The sequence below is a fragment of the Rhizobium sp. C1 genome, from assembly GCF_021026335.1.
Taxonomy (GTDB): Bacteria; Pseudomonadota; Alphaproteobacteria; order Rhizobiales; family Rhizobiaceae; genus Ensifer_A.
Genome location: NZ_JAJNCY010000006.1, coordinates 269,035 through 286,374 on the forward strand (window position 1 = coordinate 269,035; position 17,340 = coordinate 286,374).

Below are 17,340 nucleotides of genomic sequence, written 5' to 3' on the forward strand. Positions count from 1 at the left end.
AGTAGGGCGGTTGATAGGCGACGTTATCCCCGGCGGTGCTTTTGGCTCACGCCTGAAAGGATATCAACGCCAGGATTTTGTAGAGGATGGCGGCAAGAACGGCGGCCAGCGGAACGGTGATGACCCATGCGGCGATGATCGTCATGAAATGCGAGCGGCGAACGAGATAGCGGCGCCTTGCCTCTTCGGGGGTGGCCTTCCGTTTCGGCCGGACAACCGCGTTCTCGCCAGCCTTCATCTCGATATATTGCGCCCGCCGCATCGAATTCTGCATGTACCACTCCCGGAAGAAGCCGACGCCAAAGACGCTTCCGATGGCAATATGCGTCGAACTCACCGGCAGGCCGAACCACGATGCCACCAGCACGGTGACGGCCGCCGAAATGGCGACGCAGAAGGCACGGATCGGATTGAGCCTTGTGATTTCTTTGCCGACGATCAGGATAAGGCGGGGACCGAAAAGCAGGATGCCAGCCGAAATGCCGAAGGCACCGATCGTCATGACCCAGAAGGGAACCGTCACGGTTTGCGAAAGATTGTCCGTCGAAGCGGCGTGGACAATGGCCGACAGCGGGCCGATCGCATTCGAAACGTCGTTGGCGCCATGGGCGAAGGAAAGCAGCGCCGCCGAAAAGACAAGCGGTAACCGGAAAAGCTTGCGCACCGACTGGTTTCGGTTTTCGAGCCCCTCTGCCCGTCTCCGCAGGATCGGCACAGAGATGCGCCAGGTGACAACGCCGATGACAAGACCTGCCGCCAGGGCGGTGTTCAGGGAGATGTCCACCACGTTCGCGAGAGCCTTGAAGGCGAGATAAGCGGCAAAGGAGCCACCCATGACCCCCAGCAGAACGGGCAGCCACCTGGTCGCCGCATTGATCTTGTTCTGCCGATACACGATGAATTCATAGATGAAGGCAAGAAATCCTGCGGCAACCACGGCACTGATCAGCGGCGAGAGAACCCAGCTCAGGGTGATCTCCCACATGGATTGCCACGAGATGGCCGAGAAACCCGCCGCCGCAACGCCTGCACCCAGCACGCCACCGACGATGGCATGCGTTGTGGAAATCGGCGCACCAAGCCAGGTGGCGAGGTTGATGGAGAGCGCCGCAGCCATTAGCGCGGCCAGCATGACCGAAACGAATGCTGCGCCGTCCGGCATGGCGTCGCCATGAACAATGCCGCTCGATATGGTCTTGACAACCTCGCCGCCGGCTAGAAGCGCGCCCGCGGCGTCGAACACGGCCGCGATGATCAGCGCCTGCATCATCGTGATGGCGCGTGCGCCGACCGCCGCGCCGACATTGTTCGTCACGTCGTTGGCGCCGATGTTGATCGCCGTATAGGCGCCGAGCGCCGCGCCGGCGATAATGCCGATGGCGCCGGAACCGTGGCCGACAAAGACACTGGCAAGCAGGCCGGCGAGAACGAGAAGGATGAGTCCGGCAGCCGGACGAAGCAGGCTGCGGGACACGAATTGCCCTGCTTCCTCGAAGAACGTTACCTTCTTGAGATCCTTATCGAGCGCGGAGCGCCCGGGGACCTGCCGTCGTCTTGCCATGGCTCACGTAGCGCACGACAGATCCTTGACGTCGTCCGCGTCTCCTGCCTGCTCTTTATCGGGCGCTGCGGCCGAGAGCAACCCTGGGGGGCCCGGAGGAATGGGGGGGGCGTCGCCCTGCGAAAGATTTGAAAGTGATCATTTTTTTTAAGATCGGCCAGACCGGTGAGACGAGGGCGTCCGGGGCAATAAGATTCCAAGCGGCAGGCGCGTACGGAAAAGATCAGCCGCTTGCCGCCGTCTGTGTCTTCTTGCGTTTTTCGAACTCGAGGATGATTTCTTTCAGCCCGGGCTCATCAACCAGCGCAGCCGCGTCTTCACAGCTGAACCAGGCCATCTCGCGCTGGCCCTTTTCCTTGTAGTTGCTGGCAAAGCCGCTAACCTTGAGCGCGTGAACCTGCACCTTGCATGGCAGTTCCACGCCGGAATCGAGCCCCTTCATGTAGCCGTAAAGACCCAGAGGCTTCACCTCGGCCTTACCCTTGACGCCCGCTTCCTCGAAGGCCTCGCGCTCTGCGACCGCATGCGCCAGTTTGCCGTTCATCGGCCAGCCCTTCGGAATGATCCAGCGGCCGGTTCCGCGGCTGGTGATCAACAGGATTTCGACAGCGCTCTTGTCGCTGGTTTTACGATAGCAAAGAGCGGCAAACTGCAACCGGTCGGGGCGGCGCAGCATGAGGCGTAATTCGGACGCAAGGCGTGTGACAACGTTCAATTTTCAGGGGAACCCCGCAATTTCAGGAAAACTCGATTCCTTTAATATAGGGTCTCAGACTTTAAATTGTACGACATTTTTGCGACAATCCCGTATTTATCGCGACAATTGGGGATAAGCGGATCAACCTATGATTACAATATGAAGCGCGCGGGGGCCATGCGCACCCATGATGATCTTCTGTTCGATATCGCCAGAGCGCGAGGGGCCGGTCACGAAATTGACCGTGCGCGGCATCTCGCCTTTGCCGTAAGTGGCTGTAATTCCCGCAAACGCCTCTTCTAGAGACGCACCGACATCTGCCGCGCGAACCGCCACGATGTGATGTTCGGGTAGAAAATTGATCGTGACCGGATTGTTGGGGCCGGAGGCGAGCACCAGCGTTCCGCTTTCCGCCACGGCGCCGCGCGCATGGCTGACACCGGCCACGTCGGTTCCGTCCGATGCGCCGGAAATCACGGTCAGCATCGGCTCACTCTCGAAACGGGCGTCCTTCAGAAGCGGATCCTCGCCCATCCGGATCGAGGCGGGCAGATTATTGCTTTTCAGGTAGCGCGAAACTTCCTGCGGCAGGTGCTCAATGGATCCGACCCGTGCGATCGTCGCACCGTATTTCTCGGCATATTTCGCGAAGACCTCGATCCGCTCTTCCCGCGGCAATTGTCCGCGCGCCGGGATCAGCCCAGATTTTGCCTCTGCAAGGCGGCTGACCACGGCGGCGCGACGCTGAGCATCGCCGCCCGAAACGCCCAGCGAGCGCCGTACGCGGCCAAGAATGTTGTCACGCGCACTCATCGTCCGCCCTCCCTTGCCTGCTTCTCCGCCCAGGCCTGCAGGAAGGTCTTGCCCTCGGGCGCCGGCATCTCGCGATGTTTCGTCCAGCCGCCCGCCAGCGGCAGGCTGGAAATGCGCCGACTCGTTCCTCCAAGCACCGACAGCAGTGGCATGACGACCGACACGGCGGCCCGATAAAGCTTCGGCCGTTTGGCAAAGAAGGCCCAGAATTTCAGCCCGTAGCGCGCGGCAGAGGGCGTCAGATGTTTCTCGAATTCCCGCTCCCGCCAATGCCGCATCATCTTCGGCAGCGGAATGCGCATGGGACAGACGCTCTCGCACCGCCCGCAGAAGGTGGAGGCATTCGGCAGATGCCCACCAACCTCGATGCCCGACAGGGAGGGCGTGAGAACCGCACCCATGGGCCCCGGATAGACCGCGCCATAGGCATGCCCGCCGACCGCATGGTAGACCGGACAGTGGTTCATGCAGGCGCCGCAGCGGATGCAGCGCAGCATGTCTTGAAACTCCGTGCCGAGCATCGCGGTGCGGCCATTGTCCAGCAGCACGACATGATATTCCTCCGGCCCGTCGGGATCGTCTGCCCGCTTCGGCCCGGTGGAAAAAGTCGTGTAGACGGACATGTCCTGCCCGGTTGCCGAACGCGCGAGAACGCGGAGTATCTGCGCGCAGTCGTTCAGCGTTGGCACCAGCTTTTCAAGCGAGGCGACGACGACATGGCACTTGCCGAGCGTCTGCGTCAGGTCGCCATTGCCCTCATTCGTCACGATGACCGAGGATCCGGTCTCGGCGATGAGGAAATTCGCGCCCGTGATCCCGACATCTGCCTCGAAATAGCGCTGCCGCAAGACCTGCCGCGCCTCGTTCAGCAGCGCTTCGTGCTGAGAAAGGTCGCGCTCCGGCGGCAGATGCGTGTGAACGCGGCGGAAATCGGCCTCCACCTGATCCTTGTTGAGGTGGACGGCGGGCGCGATGATATGGCTCGGCGTCTCGCCGCGTAGCTGGATGATATATTCGCCAAGATCGGTCTCGACCGGCGTGATCCCGTTCTTCTCGAGGAAATCGTTGAGCTCGATTTCCTCGGTGATCATCGACTTGCCCTTGGTCACGGTCTTCGCATTCCGCTTCCGGCAGATGTCGAGAATGATGGCCCGCGCATCCTCCGCCGTTTCGGCAAAATGCACATGGCCGCCCGAGGCGATCACCTTCTTCTCGTATTCCTCCAGATAAAGATCGAGATGGGCCAGCGTGTGGTTCTTGATGTCGCGGGCATTGTCGCGCAGGGCTTCGAATTCCGGCAGCGCATCGGCGGCGGCCAGCCGCTTGGCGATGAAGCCAATCTCGACATTCTTCAGCGCCTTCTGCAGGGCAGCATCACCAAGCGCGCGGGTGGCGTTTTCCTTGAAGTTCGGCGTCGTGATCTGCATCTGTCTCGCCTCACTTGCCCGCAATCGGCGGCGCATCGGTCATGCCCGCCAGCACTTCTGCGACATGCCGTACCTCGGTCCTGCCGCCCTCGCGCTTTATCTTCCCCGCCATGTTCATCAGACAGCCGATATCGCCGGCCAGCAGCACATCCGCGCCGGTCTCGCCAATCGTTGCCTTCTTCTTCTCGACGATGGCGTTGGAAATATCCGGATATTTCACGCAGAACGTGCCGCCGAAGCCGCAGCAGACGTCGCTGTTCTTCATCTCGGCAAGCCGCACACCGGGCAGCGACGAAAGCAGCTTGCGCGGCTGCGCCTGGATGCCAAGCTCACGCAGGCCCGAACAGCTGTCGTGATAGGTGACGGTGCCGGCGAAATCGCTTTCGACCTTTTCCACCTTCATGACGTCGGTGAGGAAGGAGACGAGTTCATGCACCTTGGCGGAAAAGGCCAATGCGCGGGCTTCCCATCTCGCATCGCCCTTGAACAGCCCCGGATAATGCTTCTTCAGCATGGCCGCGCAGGAACCGGAGGGCGCGACGACATAATCGAAGCCATCAAAGGCCTCGATCGCCTGTTCGGCGAGCGCCCGGGCATCTTTCCTGTCGCCGGAATTATACGCCGGCTGGCCGCAACAGGTCTGCGCCATCGGCACTTCGAGCCGGCAGCCTGCATCTTCGATCAGCTTTGCGGCCGCGAAACCGACGGTCGGCCGGAACAGATCCGCAAGACAGGTGACGAACAGCCCCACGCTCGGTTGATCGGTCATGCGCATTTCCTCCGCTCGTCAGATGACTGCGGGAAGAACAGCCGGTCAATAGTTTTGTTGGCGAACGAGCCGGTCAGCTCAGGAAGGCGATCAGCACCTGGACGCTGTCATGCAGGCCCATCCAGTTGTTGAAACCGCCGACACCGAAGACAACGCCGCCAAGGCCGAACGCTGAGGCAACGCCAAAAAGCCATCGGATACGCACCAGCGCGGTGACCGCAAACAGCGCCAGTGCCACGGAAAGCAGCGCATCCGAAAGATCGAACATGTCGTCGCGATTGTTGCCGGCGTCATAATCCGCCTGCCGTGCCTTGGCCTTGTCGGAGGACTCTTGCGCGCGCGATTTGTAGAGATCGGCGGATTTTTGCCAGGTTTCGAGCGTCTTGGCGCGGTCCGGCGTATCGGGCTGCGTCGCCTTCAACTGCTCGATGGCGATTTCAACGCCGAACTGGCGCTGGCGGCGGGCCTGATATTCATTCCAGAAATCGACCGACTCGGCCTGCGCCTTCTGCATGGCCTGGACGATATTGTCGTCCTTGATCTTGCTGACCGCCATGAAGGCCGAAAGCAGCGCGACAGCCAGCGCAATCGCATTGAAAAACCCGCGGTCAGAGCCGCCTTCGCCCGGTTCGGGCAGTTCCACGCCTTCCATCGAAATCCCCGTTGTTCGAGCCGCGATTCGCGGCCGTCTTCGCGCGATGGATAGCAATCCGCCTATGAACTGCCAAGCGGGCGCATCAGCCCTCCCAATAGGGTCGCGGCCCGTAAAGCCCAGCCAGATAATCGATGAAGATGCGCACCTTGGCGGGCAGGAACTCCCGGCTCGGATAGACCGCCGAAAGCGCGACATTCTTTGGCGCTTCCAGGAAGGGGAGAACGGGCACGAGCCTGCCGCTTTTCAGCTCCGGCCCGACATCCCAAGTGGAGCGGAGCGCAATGCCGAGCCCGGCAATGACGGCCTCGCGGATCACTTCCGATGAATTGGTCACCAGCGGTCCCTGCGGCCGGTAGATCACCGGCCCCTCCGGTCCTTCCAGCCGCCACGTGTCATTGTTATGCGGGGCTAAGCAGATATGCCGGTCGAGGTCGGAAAGCGTTTCCGGCATGCCATGCGCGGCGACATAGTCCGGGCTGGCGCAAAGCAGCCGCCGCACCGGCGCAAGCCGCCGGGCCACGAGAGAAGAATCCATCAGTTCGCCGATGCGGATGGCGAGATCATAGCCGCCGGCGACGAGATCGATGAATTCATCGGACAGCGTCAGATTGATCGTGATGCCCGGATTGGCCTGCATGAAGGGTTTGAGATGCGGCGCGACATGCATGCGTCCGAAAGAGGTGGGGGCGGAAATCTTCAGCGTTCCCCGCGCCTCTTCCGCCCGGCCCGCAATGAACGCTTCCGCATCCTCGATGCCTGCAAGAATGGCCTCAATGCGGATCAGGAAGCCTTGCCCCGCTTCCGTCAGCGACAATTGCCGGGTTGTGCGCTGGAAAAGCCGGGTCCCCAGCCGCTCCTCCAGATGCTTGATCCGCTTGGACACGACCGCGGGCGATAAGCCCAGTTCTCGCCCCGCCGCCGACATGCTCAGACTGCGCGCCACCTGGGCGAAAATGTCCAGATCCTCGAGCCGTGTCATGGCGCCTCCGTTTAAAATCGGTTCGATTATCGCCCTTGAGGAAAAAGTTATTAGCATTTCGCCGTGCTTGCGCAAGCGCCGGCGGACCGGATAGATTCGGCATCGAAACTTGCAAGGGGAGGACAGGATGAGCGGAGCGATTGCCCTGAAGGCGCCGGACCCGGCGATCCTGTCGCGCCGGGATCAGATCATCGCCGACCTCGCCGATTTCCTGCCTGCCGGAACCGTTGTCTCGTCGGAGCGCGAGCTGAAACCCTTCGAAACGGATGGCTTCATCGCCTATCGCCGCATGCCGCTCGTCGTCACCCTGCCGCGCACGACGGAAGAGGTCGCGGCGATCATGAAGTACTGCGCGAAATACAAGGTGCCGGTCGTGCCGCGCGGCGCAGGCACTTCGCTCTCCGGCGGCGCCATCCCGCAGGAAGATGCGGTCGTCGTTGCGCTGACCCGCATGAACCGTATTCTCGAGGTCGACTATCCCAACCGCTGCGCCCGCGTGCAGGCCGGCGTCACCAATCTGGCGATTTCCGAAGCCGTCTCGGCGGACGGCTTCTTCTATGCGCCCGACCCGAGTTCGCAGCTTGCCTGCACCATCGGCGGTAATATTGGCATGAATTCCGGCGGCGCGCATTGCCTGAAATATGGCGTGACGACCAACAACCTCCTCGGCGTGAAGATGGTTCTCTTCGACGGCACGGTGATCGAGCTGGGCGGCAAGGCGCTGGATGCCAGCGGCTATGATCTCCTCGGCATCGTCTGCGGCTCTGAGGGCCAGCTTGGCATCGTCACGGAAGCGACCGTGCGGCTCATCGCCAAGCCGGAAGGCCAGCGCCCGGTCCTCTTCGGCTTCGAGACCTCGGAAGGAGCGAGCGCCTGCGTGACCGACGTCATCGCCGCCGGCCTCATTCCCGTTGCCATCGAATTCATGGACAAGCCGGCGATCGAAATCTGCGAGGCCTTTGCTAAGGCCGGCTATCCGCTGGATGTCGAAGCGCTATTGATCGTCGAGGTCGAGGGCTCCGAGACCGAGATGGATGCGATGCTCAAGGCGATCATCGATATCGCCCGCCGCCATGGCGTCAAGACGGTCAAGGAATGCCAGTCGGCCACCGAGGCCGCCCTGATCTGGAAGGGTCGCAAATCCGCCTTCGGCGCGACGGGACGCATTGCCGATTATATCTGCATGGACGGCACGGTCCCCCTCTCGCAGCTCACCAATGTGCTGCGCGGAACGGCCAAGATCGTCGCGCGCTATGGCCTGCGCGTCGCGAACGTCTTCCATGCCGGCGACGGCAACATGCATCCACTGATCCTCTACAACATCAACGACCCGGATGAAGCCCGCCGCGCCGAAGAGGCCGGCAACGAGATCCTCAAGCTCTGCGTGGATGCGGGCGGTTGCCTCACCGGCGAACATGGCGTGGGCATCGAGAAGCGCGACCTGATGACCCATCAATATTCGAAACCCGATCTCGACCAGCAGATGGCCGTGCGCGCCGCCTTCGATCCGGACTGGCTGCTCAATCCCTCCAAGGTCTTCCCGCTGGAAGGGCGATCCTGATGGCGGATATCTATGAGCCGCAAACCGAGGCCGACGCCGCAGCGATGATCACCGAGGCGGCACGGGAGGGCAGGGCGCTCGCCATCTTTGGCGGCAACACCCGCGCCGGCTTCGGCCAAAAGGTCGAGGGGGCAGCTTTCACCGCGAAACGCCTCCGGGGCATCACAGCTTATAATCCGTCCGAAATGACGCTGACCGCGCTTGCCGGAACGCCCGTTGCCGAAATCGAGGCGGAACTGGCCGACAACGGCCAGATGATGGCCTTTGAGCCTGCGGATCACCGCATGATGATGGGCACCGAAGGCGTACCGACGATTGGCGGCCTCTTCGCCACCAACACCTCCGGCCCCCGCCGCTTCGTTTCCGGTGCCGCCCGCGACAGCCTGCTCGGCATCCGCTTCGTCAACGGCATGGGCGAGGTGATCAAGTCCGGCGGACGGGTGATGAAGAACGTCACCGGCCTCGACCTCGTGAAGCTTCTCGCGGGCTCCTACGGCACGCTCGGTTTCCTGACCGAAGTCACCTTCAAGGTCCTGCCCGTGCCGCGCACCGAGGCAACCGTCGTTGTTACTGGCCTCAACGACGCCGAGGCGGCGATAGCGATGTCGGCAGCACTTGCCACCTCCTGCGAAGTCTCCGGTGCCGCGCATCTGCCGGAAAGCGTGCGCTGGCTCTTTGGCAAAAACGGCCTGCCTGACGGGCCCGCGACGCTGCTCCGCATCGAAGGTGTCGAAGCCTCCGTCGCCGACCGCGTCAACCGCCTGCAACCTTTCCTGCAGCGCTATGGCGCGGTGAGCCAGATCGACCAGGGCGACAGCCAGCAGATCTGGCGCGAAATCCGCGACGTCACGCCCTTTTCCGAAGATGGCTCGTGCAAACCGCTCTGGCGCATCTCCTGCGCCCCCTCTGCCGGTCATCAGCTGCTCGCGGCACTCCGCCTCGAAACCGGCGTCAACGCCTTCTTCGACTGGCAGGGCGGCCTCGTCTGGATGCAGATGGAGGGCGATGGGGAAGCCGAGATGATCCGCGCCTATCTCAAGCGCCTCGGGGGCGGCCACGCCACGCTGATCCGCGCCAGAGATAGTGTGCGCGCCGCAATCGCCGCCTTCGAGCCGCAGGAGAAGGGCGTCGCCGCCCTTTCGGCGGCGGTGAAGGCCAAGCTTGACCCGAAAGGCATTTTCAATCCGGGGCGGATGGGGTGAGGGCGATGTTGGGGGATATGGATAATGTCTGACATTCAGGGCGGAATGCCCGAGGCATCCGGCTTTCTCGAGCCCGGCAAGGGGAGTGCCCAGCTGGTCTATGTGCTTTATCTGGCGACATATGTCATCGGCTTTACACCGCTGCTGGGGGTACTTCTGGCCTATATTAATCGCGGGAAACTCGGCACCTTGATCGACAGCCATTACACCTACGCGATCCGGACTTTTTGGCTCGGACTTCTTTACAGCCTCATCGCGATCGGTGCCGTGATCAACGCGATCGTCTCTGTGGGCGCCTCGCCGAACGTCGCGGTATCCTCGATCATTGTCGGTGTCCTTTTCGTCATTGCATTGGCCATCTGGTGGTTGGTGCGGTGCGTGATCGGCCTTTACAAGGTTAGCCGCGGCGAACCGATTGCAAACCCGCAAAGCTGGCTTATCTAGAGCAATTCCAGGAGAAGCGGGAACCGGCTTTCCGTCCGGAATTGCGTAAAAACAAGCAGATAGAGCATTTCGGGTGATCCTGTTTTCACCGGAAATGCTCTAGCCACTCAAGGACACAAAAGCCCGTGCAGACCAATTTCTCGCTCGCCCAGCTTGCCGACCCGAAGACCGCCGAGGCGGAAAGCATCGTGCGCAAATGCGTGCATTGCGGGCTCTGCACGGCCACCTGTCCGACCTATGTCACGCTCGGCAACGAGCTCGACAGCCCGCGCGGGCGCATCTATCTGATCAAGGACATGTTCGAGAATGGTCGCGATGCGGATGCCGAGACGGCGCTGCATGTCGACCGCTGTCTCTCCTGTCTCTCCTGCACCTCGACCTGTCCGTCCGGTGTCGATTACATGCACCTGATCGATCTCGCCCGCGAACATGTCGAGAAGACCTATGCCCGGCCGCTGGCCGACCGGCTGGCACGCGGCGTTCTTGCCTGGGTTCTGCCTTATCCCGGTCGTTTCCGGCTGGCCCTGAAGGCGGCAAAGCTCGGCCAGCCCTTTGCCGGGCTGATGAAGAAGCTGGCGCTCACCCGCGCCTTCGGCCATATGCTCGATCTTGCCCCCGCCCATGTCCCGCCGAAAAGCCCATTTGCCGAAGCCGGCCGTTTCGCGCCGAAGGGTGCGCCGCGCGGCCGTGTCGCCATGCTCTCCGGCTGCGCCCAGCCGGTGCTGAAACCGGAAATCAATGAGGCTACGATCAAACTGCTCAACGGTCTCGGCGTCGAGGTCGTCATTGCCGAGGGCGAAAGCTGCTGCGGCTCGCTGACCCATCACATGGGCCGCGAGGAACAGGCGCTCGCCTCCGTGCGCAACAATGTCGATGTTTGGACCCGCGAGATCGAAAAGGGCGGTCTCGATGCCATCATCATCACCGCGTCGGGCTGCGGCACGACGGTCAAGGATTATGGCCACATGCTCGCCCGCGACCCCGCCTATGCCGCCAAGGCCGCGCGCGTCGCATCGCTGGCGAAGGACATCACCGAATATCTGTCGACCCTCGACTTACCCCAGCTGCCTGCCAATGGCCGCACGGTCGCCTATCATTCCGCCTGCTCCATGCAGCACGGCCAGAAGATCACCATGCTGCCGAAACTGTTGTTGCAGAAGGCCGGCTACAAGGTGAAGGAGCCCGCCGAAGGCCATCTCTGCTGCGGCTCCGCCGGCACCTACAACATGCTGCAACCGGAGATTTCGGCCGAGCTGAAGGCCCGTAAGGTGAAGAATATCGAAGCGACGAGGCCCGACCTGATTGCGACCGGCAACATCGGCTGCATGACTCAGATCGGCAGAGGCACACGCATCCCGATCCGCCATACGGTTGAGTTGCTGGCGGAGGCGTATGGGTGAGGTGGCGGTGCAGCTCTTGTCGCCAGTGTGATATTATCCTACTATACGGGCCTGAATCAAACGCGGGAGCTCATCTTGCAAACGGCCGAAAAAATCAGCATCACCATGACGCCGGAAATGATGCGTCATATTCGTGAGAGCGTTGAGGCGGGCGAATATGCTTCGACAAGCGAGGTGCTACGCGACGCGATGCGTGCATGGCTGCGCGAACGTCGCGAAAACGAGGAGCGTCTGGAGGCTATTCGTGCCCGTATACGCAGGTCGGCGGAAGATCCGCGCCCTAGCCTGGACGCCGACGAAGCTGAGGCGGAAATGGCTCGCTTCATGAGCAGCCAGAGCTGATATCTGTGATGCGGCGCCATCCTGTCCGCTACAAGCCGGAAGCGGTGGACGATCTTCAGTCCATCTATCGTTACGTTGCTGCGGCGAGCGGCAGCAACGCTGTCGCACAAGCTTATGTTCAGCGTATCATGGCGCGTTGCCGGAGGATTGGCGATGTTCCCAATGGCGGCAGACCCAGAAATGACCTTTTACCCGGACTTCGCACAGTTCCGTTCGAAAGAGCGGTCGTGATCACCTATCGGGTATCCGATATGGTCGAGATATTGAACGTCTTCTACGGCGGACGTGATTTCGAGGCTCTTTATCTCGGATATGCCATCAAAGAAGAAAACGCCCCGGAGTAACCGGAGCGCTTCACTCTAACAATTGTCTCTTCCGGCGATCAGCCGCCGAGCGCCGTGAAAAGCGTCTTGAGAATATCCGTGCCGCGATCTTCCAGCACGACATTGCCCTGGCGGTTGCCGGGGCCGATGACGATGACCTTCGAGCCGACCGGCACACGCTTGTAGAGATCGGTCACGTCCTCGTTCATCATGCGGATGCACCCCGAGGAGAGATTGAGGCCGATCGACCAGGGCTGGTTGGTGCCGTGGATGCGGTAGCCGGAATCGCCCTTCTTACCGAAGAGATAGAGGGCGCGGGCGCCGAGCGGATTGTCCTTGCCGCCATCCATGCGGGCGGGCAGATAGTGCCCCTTCTTGGCCTCGCGGGCGATCATTTCCTTCGGCGGAACCCAGTCCGGCCATTCCGCCTTGCGGGCAACCTTGACGACACCGGACCAGCCGAAGCCCTCGCGGCCAACGCCGATGCCGTAGCGGATCGCGCTGGAGCCATCGAGAACATAGTAGAGGAACTTGTTGTTCGTATCGACGATGACCGTGCCGGGACGCTCACTCGTTCTCAGCGTCACGACATGTCGCTTGAATTTTTCCGGAACCTCCCGGTTGATCTTGCTGAGATAGATGACGTCTTCGCTCTGCTGCGCCTTGCGGTGCTTCGCTTCTGCGCTGGCGGAGCCAGCCGGAATGATGACGGCGGCAGCCAAAAGCGCGCCTACGAGATACTTTGTGCTCGACATGATGAAATCCCCATTCAGTGAGAGCGAAGCTATCGCAGATTTGGCAGTTGGCAAGACTAAAATAGGCTTTGCATCTATCAGGAGCGCATTAAAAAGGCCCCCGTTGCACAACGGAGGCCGAATTTTTTTGGGTCTTTCGACCACAGCCGGATTTTGTTCTTACTTGACGATGACGTTCGTCCCGACCTTGACGCGACCGTAGAGGTCCACGACGTCTTCATTGCGCATGCGGATGCAGCCGGAAGAGACGGCATAGCCGATGGTCCAGGGCGCATTCGTCCCGTGGATGCGGTATTCGGTGGAGCCGAGATACATGGCGCGCGCGCCGAGCGGATTGGCCTCGCCGCCTTCCATATGTGCAGGCAGGATGTGGCCTTTCTTGGCTTCGCGCGAGATCATTTCCTTCGGCGGCGTCCAGTCCGGCCACTCGGCCTTGCGGGTGATCTTGTGCTTGCCGGCCCATTCGAAGCCGGGTTTGCCGACGCCCACGCCATAACGCCGCGCGCTGCCGTTTTCGCCGACGAGATAGAGAAAGCGGTTGTTCGTATCGATGACGATCGTGCCGGGCTTTTCCTTGCCCTCATAGGCAACCCGCTGTGGCAGGAACATGGGATCGAGCTTCGTGGCGGCCGGGCGTTCGGCGCTCTGGTAATTGACGTTGACGGTCGAGGGGGCAGCATTGATGACCGCCGGCCCGAACAGCGGCTGGCGCGCCGGTCTCGTGATATAGATCGGCTGCGGCGCGCGCGGGGCGCTGCCAATCCGCGTATCAGATGTGGCGACGGGCGTGACGACACGGTAGCGTTCATCGGCAGAGGCGCCCTGCGCCAAGCCGGCGAGCGCGGAGGCCAACGCGGTCAGGAGAAGAAGCTTTTTCATCATGGACGGACTCGCAACAAAATGCCATTAGCTGGTGAGTATTGGTTGGGTCGAGATTGCCGCAAATGCGCGTTAGAATGGTAAACGTCCATTCATGAAAAGGCCGCGTTTTCGGGAAAGCTTTCGTCAGGGTTAGCACCCTGTTAGAAAAGACCGTTAATCCATCGTGAATTGGTTGAACGAGGGCATGCACGTGGCGACAGAAGGCATCATCGAAGGCCCGGACGGACGCGGGCGATGCTTCTGGCATCAGAACCTCCCCGATTATCTGGCCTATCATGACGCCGAATGGGGCCGCCCCGTCACCAGCGACCACCGGCTTTTCGAGAAGATTTGCCTTGAAGGTTTCCAGTCCGGCCTGTCCTGGCTGACCATCCTGCGCAAGCGCGAGAATTTCCGCGCCGCCTTCGCCGCTTTCGATTTCGACAAGGTCGCTCAGTTTGGCGAAGACGATATCGAGCGACTGGTTCAGGATGCCGGCATCATCCGGCATCGCGGCAAGATCGTCTCCACGATCAACAATGCCCGTCGGGCGGTGGCGCTGCGCGATGAATTCGGCTCTCTCGCCCGCTATTTCTGGTCGTGGGAGCCAAAGCCGGAAGAGCGGCCGGCCGTGTTCGACCTCGCAACGCTCCGCGCCAATCCGACAACACCCGCCTCGGTTCGGCTCTCGAAGGATCTGAAGAAGCGCGGCTGGACCTTTGTCGGGCCGACCACGGTCTATGCCTTCATGCAGGCCATGGGAATGGTCAACGATCATATCGAGGGCTGCTGCTGCCGGCAGAGCGTCGAAGAGGCCCGCAAGGCTTTCGTGCGCCCATGAAGACAATCTTCGCAGCCCTGACAACTCTCCTTCTCGGCGCCCTGCCGGCAGCGGCGGTCGAGCCTGTGCTTTATCGGGGTGAAAAGCTCGTCAAACTGACGCTTCCCGATGACGGACATCTGACGGAATCCGGCTGGACCCGGGCCGGGAAGGCGGTTGCCTATCGCTTGAAGGTGCCGGCCGGCGCGGAAATGACCGTCAACATGACCGCCTCTTCCGCGCGCTTCACCTACCTCGTCATCTTCGACCTCAACGATCCAGTGCCTGAAGATGCCATTTATTCTTCGGACAGCCGCCGCCTGCCCGCCCATATCTTCGCCGATGCCGAAAAGGACATGGACCTCCTGATCCGCCCCTTCTTCGCCAAACAGGCCCCGCGCCGGGGCCTGGGCTCGCATTTCGTGCTGGAATTCAAGCGGACGAAGTGATCAGTCTATGCTCATCCCGAGCACCCGGCTGATCTCGTTGAACGACCGGCCCGACTCCGCTTTCCATTGGTTGAACGCCGCCTGTACGGCATCCTTTTCCTTCTTCGAGCCCGGCGCCTTGTCGACGATGCCTTCGGCAATCAGCCGGTTCGTCACGCTCTGCGACAGGATGAAACTGTCGACGCCAGCAAAACGCAGGAAATACTGCCCCGTATTCCCGCCCAGCCGCGTGCCCCGCTTCTTCAGCACCTCCAGCAGCCCCATATAGTCGGAGGATGGCCAGCCGGCGAGGAAGGCCCCGACGGAGCCATGCTCTTCTGTCAGATCCGCAAAGAACCGCGCATTTTCCTGCACCGCGCGGATTTTTGGCCCGTGGCGCACGATCCGCGTGTCCGACACCAGCCGCCCGAAATCCTCGTCGTGCAGCATCAGGCAATGGCCGATGTCGAAACCTTCGAAGGCCGCCTCGAAACCCGGCCACATCGCCTCGACGACCTTCCAGTTGAACCCGGCCTGGAAAATGCATTTCGTGGCGAGTGACAGGATACCGGTCATCCGGCGTTGCCTTCAGTTCGTCTTGCGACTTCGGCTTCGAAAGCTGCGCCTCGAGGGCGGCGTCGCCGCCCTTGCGGCCGGAGGCTATGGTCCAGATTTCATCGAACGTTCGCATGTCAGCCTCAGTCGAATGTTTCGATTAGCGGGATCAGGTGGCTGAGATCGGGTATCTCGCGGAAGCGCGGGGCCTCGCGCGGCGGCTCCACCTGCTCATAGGCCCAGGTCAGCGGATGCGGCACATAAACGCCCCAGCTTCCCGCCGCAATCGCCGGCACGATGTCGGATTTCAGCGAATTGCCGACCATCACCGCGCGCTCCGGCCCGCCGGTCGCGTGATGGAAGATTCGGCGATAGGTGGTGGCGGATTTGTCCGAAACAATCTCGACCTGCGCGAAGAAATCGCCAAGGCCCGATTGCGCGAGCTTTCGTTCCTGGTCGAAGAGGTCGCCCTTGGTGATCAGCACAAGGCGGTAATCCGAGGCCAGCGCCTCCAGCGTATCCTGAACATGCGGCAGCGTCTCGACCGGATGCGACAGCATCTCGCGCCCGACACTCAGGATCTTCTCGATCGTCGCCGCCGGAACCTTGCCTTCGGTAATCTCGATCGCAGTCTCGATCATCGACAGGGTGAAACCCTTAATGCCGAAACCGTATTGACCGAGATTGCGCTTTTCCACCTCCAGCAGATGCTTGGAAATGTGCTCGGCCTCCGCATAATCTGCCAGCATCTCGCCGAACTGCGTTTCCGTGAAGCGAAAGAACTGCTCGTTCTGCCAGAGCGTGTCATCGGCATCGAAACCGATTGTCGTGATGGCGCGCGGGGTCATGCTTTTCTCCCAATCTCAAAGGCCCCTCCCCAACCCTCCCCACAAGGGGGAGGGGGAGTGGCTGTTGTGCCCGCTTGTGTTCCGTGCATTGCGACGCTGACTAAGTCGCAACAGCCAAGAGGGGCGAGCGGCGCGCCACGAATCGTCTCCCCCCTTGTGGGGGAGATGGCCGGCAGGCCAGAGGGGGTTTTCATCCGCCGAAAACCTACCCGCCCCAACCTCAAACCGCAATCACCCGATGCACCGTTTCCGTTTCCCGCGCCGCCTCCCCAAAAGGCGCCACCGTCCACTCCCACGCCCGAAACGCGGGAGGAGGGGGCTCGCCGCCGAGAAGGTCGCCTGTCCCGATTACCTCGCCTTGCCGGTTGCGCAGTTCAAACCCCGTATCGGTGATCAGACAGGGCACCCAAGGCCCGCCAAGCAGATCGGCCAGATGCCGACGCACGACCGTGCCCGGCTCCGGCGCATGAAGCGCCATCTGCGAAAGCAGGCAGGCGGAAATGACGAGATCCGGCGGCTCCGCCTTCAGGAAATCCAGCCCGTCCGACAGGTCGCGCTCAATGAGCCGCACATTCTCCCGCCCCAGCCGCCTTACCTTCAGCCGCGCGGAGGGGAGATGCACCAGATCGTAAAGCGTCACCGTCTGTAAGCTCTTCGCGAGATAATCCAGCGGCACATCGCGCAGCAGCCCAGAACCCAGCACGGTAACGCGTCTGCGCTCGATCACCTGCCCGACCTTCTCCTCGATAAAGGCCTGGCAATTCTCCTCATGCGGCGCCCACGCCTTGGCGCACCGCCGCGCCCGCGACCAGAGGCCGACAGAACCGGCAATCTCACGCGGCTTGCGGCGCGAGGAGGTGGCGAGGGCGGCGGTGAAATGGAGGGCTTCGAGGATCATGA

Annotated in this window: 20 protein-coding genes; 8 read left to right on the plus strand and 12 right to left on the minus strand. The window is 61.7% G+C overall.

Annotation, left to right across the window (positions count from 1 at the left end):
- Positions 1–46 precede the first annotated feature (46 nt).
- The 7 genes from LQK83_RS14920 to LQK83_RS14950 form a co-directional block, all read right to left on the minus strand.
- Positions 47–1,561: an inorganic phosphate transporter gene (locus tag LQK83_RS14920; RefSeq protein WP_230838175.1), complete on the minus strand. Its 1,515-nt coding sequence runs from the start codon at positions 1,559–1,561 to the stop codon at positions 47–49.
- A 223-nt stretch (positions 1,562–1,784) separates the two neighbouring features.
- Positions 1,785–2,276, minus strand: coding sequence for an NUDIX hydrolase (locus tag LQK83_RS14925; RefSeq protein ID WP_230838176.1), 492 nt, complete (start codon positions 2,274–2,276; stop codon positions 1,785–1,787).
- A 123-nt stretch (positions 2,277–2,399) separates the two neighbouring features.
- Positions 2,400–3,071: a LutC/YkgG family protein gene (locus tag LQK83_RS14930; RefSeq protein ID WP_230838177.1), complete on the minus strand. Its 672-nt coding sequence runs from the start codon at positions 3,069–3,071 to the stop codon at positions 2,400–2,402.
- The gene (locus tag LQK83_RS14935) at positions 3,068–4,498 is read right to left on the minus strand and encodes a LutB/LldF family L-lactate oxidation iron-sulfur protein (protein ID WP_230838178.1); all 1,431 of its coding nucleotides are present in this window, start codon (positions 4,496–4,498) and stop codon (positions 3,068–3,070) included. Before LQK83_RS14935 ends, LQK83_RS14930 begins: the two co-directional genes overlap by 4 nt.
- A gap of 10 nt (positions 4,499–4,508) precedes the next feature.
- Positions 4,509–5,267 (minus strand): (Fe-S)-binding protein, encoded by a 759-nt coding sequence (locus LQK83_RS14940; protein WP_230838179.1) that lies wholly within the window; start codon positions 5,265–5,267, stop codon positions 4,509–4,511.
- A gap of 73 nt (positions 5,268–5,340) precedes the next feature.
- A complete protein-coding gene (locus LQK83_RS14945) occupies positions 5,341–5,919 on the minus strand; it encodes a DUF4337 domain-containing protein (RefSeq protein ID WP_230838180.1) in 579 nt (192 codons plus the stop codon).
- Positions 5,920–6,004: 85 nt separating this feature from the next.
- Positions 6,005–6,901, minus strand: coding sequence for a LysR family transcriptional regulator (locus tag LQK83_RS14950; protein WP_230838181.1), 897 nt, complete (start codon positions 6,899–6,901; stop codon positions 6,005–6,007).
- Between the two features lie 127 nt (positions 6,902–7,028).
- Here LQK83_RS14950 and LQK83_RS14955 point away from each other — a divergent pair, with 127 nt between their 5' ends.
- From LQK83_RS14955 to LQK83_RS14980, 6 genes are all read left to right on the plus strand, one after another.
- Positions 7,029–8,462 (plus strand): FAD-linked oxidase C-terminal domain-containing protein, encoded by a 1,434-nt coding sequence (locus LQK83_RS14955; RefSeq protein ID WP_230838182.1) that lies wholly within the window; start codon positions 7,029–7,031, stop codon positions 8,460–8,462.
- Positions 8,462–9,664 (plus strand): FAD-binding protein, encoded by a 1,203-nt coding sequence (locus LQK83_RS14960; protein ID WP_230838183.1) that lies wholly within the window; start codon positions 8,462–8,464, stop codon positions 9,662–9,664. Before LQK83_RS14955 ends, LQK83_RS14960 begins: the two co-directional genes overlap by 1 nt.
- 24 nt (positions 9,665–9,688) lie before the next feature.
- The gene (locus LQK83_RS14965; RefSeq protein WP_230838184.1) at positions 9,689–10,108 is read left to right on the plus strand and encodes a DUF4870 family protein; all 420 of its coding nucleotides are present in this window, start codon (positions 9,689–9,691) and stop codon (positions 10,106–10,108) included.
- Between the two features lie 125 nt (positions 10,109–10,233).
- Positions 10,234–11,508, plus strand: coding sequence for a glycolate oxidase subunit GlcF (gene glcF / locus LQK83_RS14970; RefSeq protein WP_230838185.1), 1,275 nt, complete (start codon positions 10,234–10,236; stop codon positions 11,506–11,508).
- Between the two features lie 75 nt (positions 11,509–11,583).
- Positions 11,584–11,850, plus strand: coding sequence for a type II toxin-antitoxin system ParD family antitoxin (locus tag LQK83_RS14975; protein ID WP_230838186.1), 267 nt, complete (start codon positions 11,584–11,586; stop codon positions 11,848–11,850).
- Positions 11,851–11,858: 8 nt separating this feature from the next.
- Positions 11,859–12,194, plus strand: coding sequence for a type II toxin-antitoxin system RelE/ParE family toxin (locus tag LQK83_RS14980; RefSeq protein ID WP_230838187.1), 336 nt, complete (start codon positions 11,859–11,861; stop codon positions 12,192–12,194).
- 38 nt (positions 12,195–12,232) lie between these two features.
- Here LQK83_RS14980 and LQK83_RS14985 read toward each other — a convergent pair whose 3' ends face one another.
- Together LQK83_RS14985 and LQK83_RS14990 are read right to left on the minus strand one after the other, a co-directional pair.
- Positions 12,233–12,928, minus strand: a complete 696-nt coding sequence (locus LQK83_RS14985) for a L,D-transpeptidase (protein WP_230838188.1) — start codon at positions 12,926–12,928, stop codon at positions 12,233–12,235.
- 159 nt (positions 12,929–13,087) lie between these two features.
- Positions 13,088–13,810 (minus strand): L,D-transpeptidase, encoded by a 723-nt coding sequence (locus tag LQK83_RS14990; RefSeq protein WP_230838189.1) that lies wholly within the window; start codon positions 13,808–13,810, stop codon positions 13,088–13,090.
- A 190-nt stretch (positions 13,811–14,000) separates the two neighbouring features.
- Here LQK83_RS14990 and LQK83_RS14995 point away from each other — a divergent pair, with 190 nt between their 5' ends.
- A complete protein-coding gene (locus tag LQK83_RS14995) occupies positions 14,001–14,630 on the plus strand; it encodes a DNA-3-methyladenine glycosylase I (protein WP_230838254.1) in 630 nt (209 codons plus the stop codon).
- Positions 14,627–15,058, plus strand: coding sequence for a hypothetical protein (locus LQK83_RS15000; RefSeq protein ID WP_230838190.1), 432 nt, complete (start codon positions 14,627–14,629; stop codon positions 15,056–15,058). The genes LQK83_RS14995 and LQK83_RS15000 overlap by 4 nt, the downstream gene beginning before the upstream one ends.
- Here LQK83_RS15000 and LQK83_RS15005 read toward each other — a convergent pair whose 3' ends face one another.
- From LQK83_RS15005 to LQK83_RS15015, 3 genes are all read right to left on the minus strand, one after another.
- Entirely contained in the window at positions 15,059–15,613 is a 555-nt protein-coding gene (locus LQK83_RS15005) for a DNA-3-methyladenine glycosylase I (RefSeq protein ID WP_330166287.1), read from the minus strand.
- Positions 15,614–15,735: 122 nt separating this feature from the next.
- Positions 15,736–16,440 carry an HAD family hydrolase gene (locus tag LQK83_RS15010; RefSeq protein ID WP_230838191.1) on the minus strand — a complete coding sequence of 235 codons (705 nt, stop codon included), beginning with the start codon at positions 16,438–16,440 and terminating at the stop codon, positions 15,736–15,738.
- Between the two features lie 220 nt (positions 16,441–16,660).
- The gene (locus tag LQK83_RS15015) at positions 16,661–17,338 is read right to left on the minus strand and encodes a hypothetical protein (RefSeq protein WP_230838192.1); all 678 of its coding nucleotides are present in this window, start codon (positions 17,336–17,338) and stop codon (positions 16,661–16,663) included.
- Between the last annotated feature and the right edge of the window lie 2 nt (positions 17,339–17,340).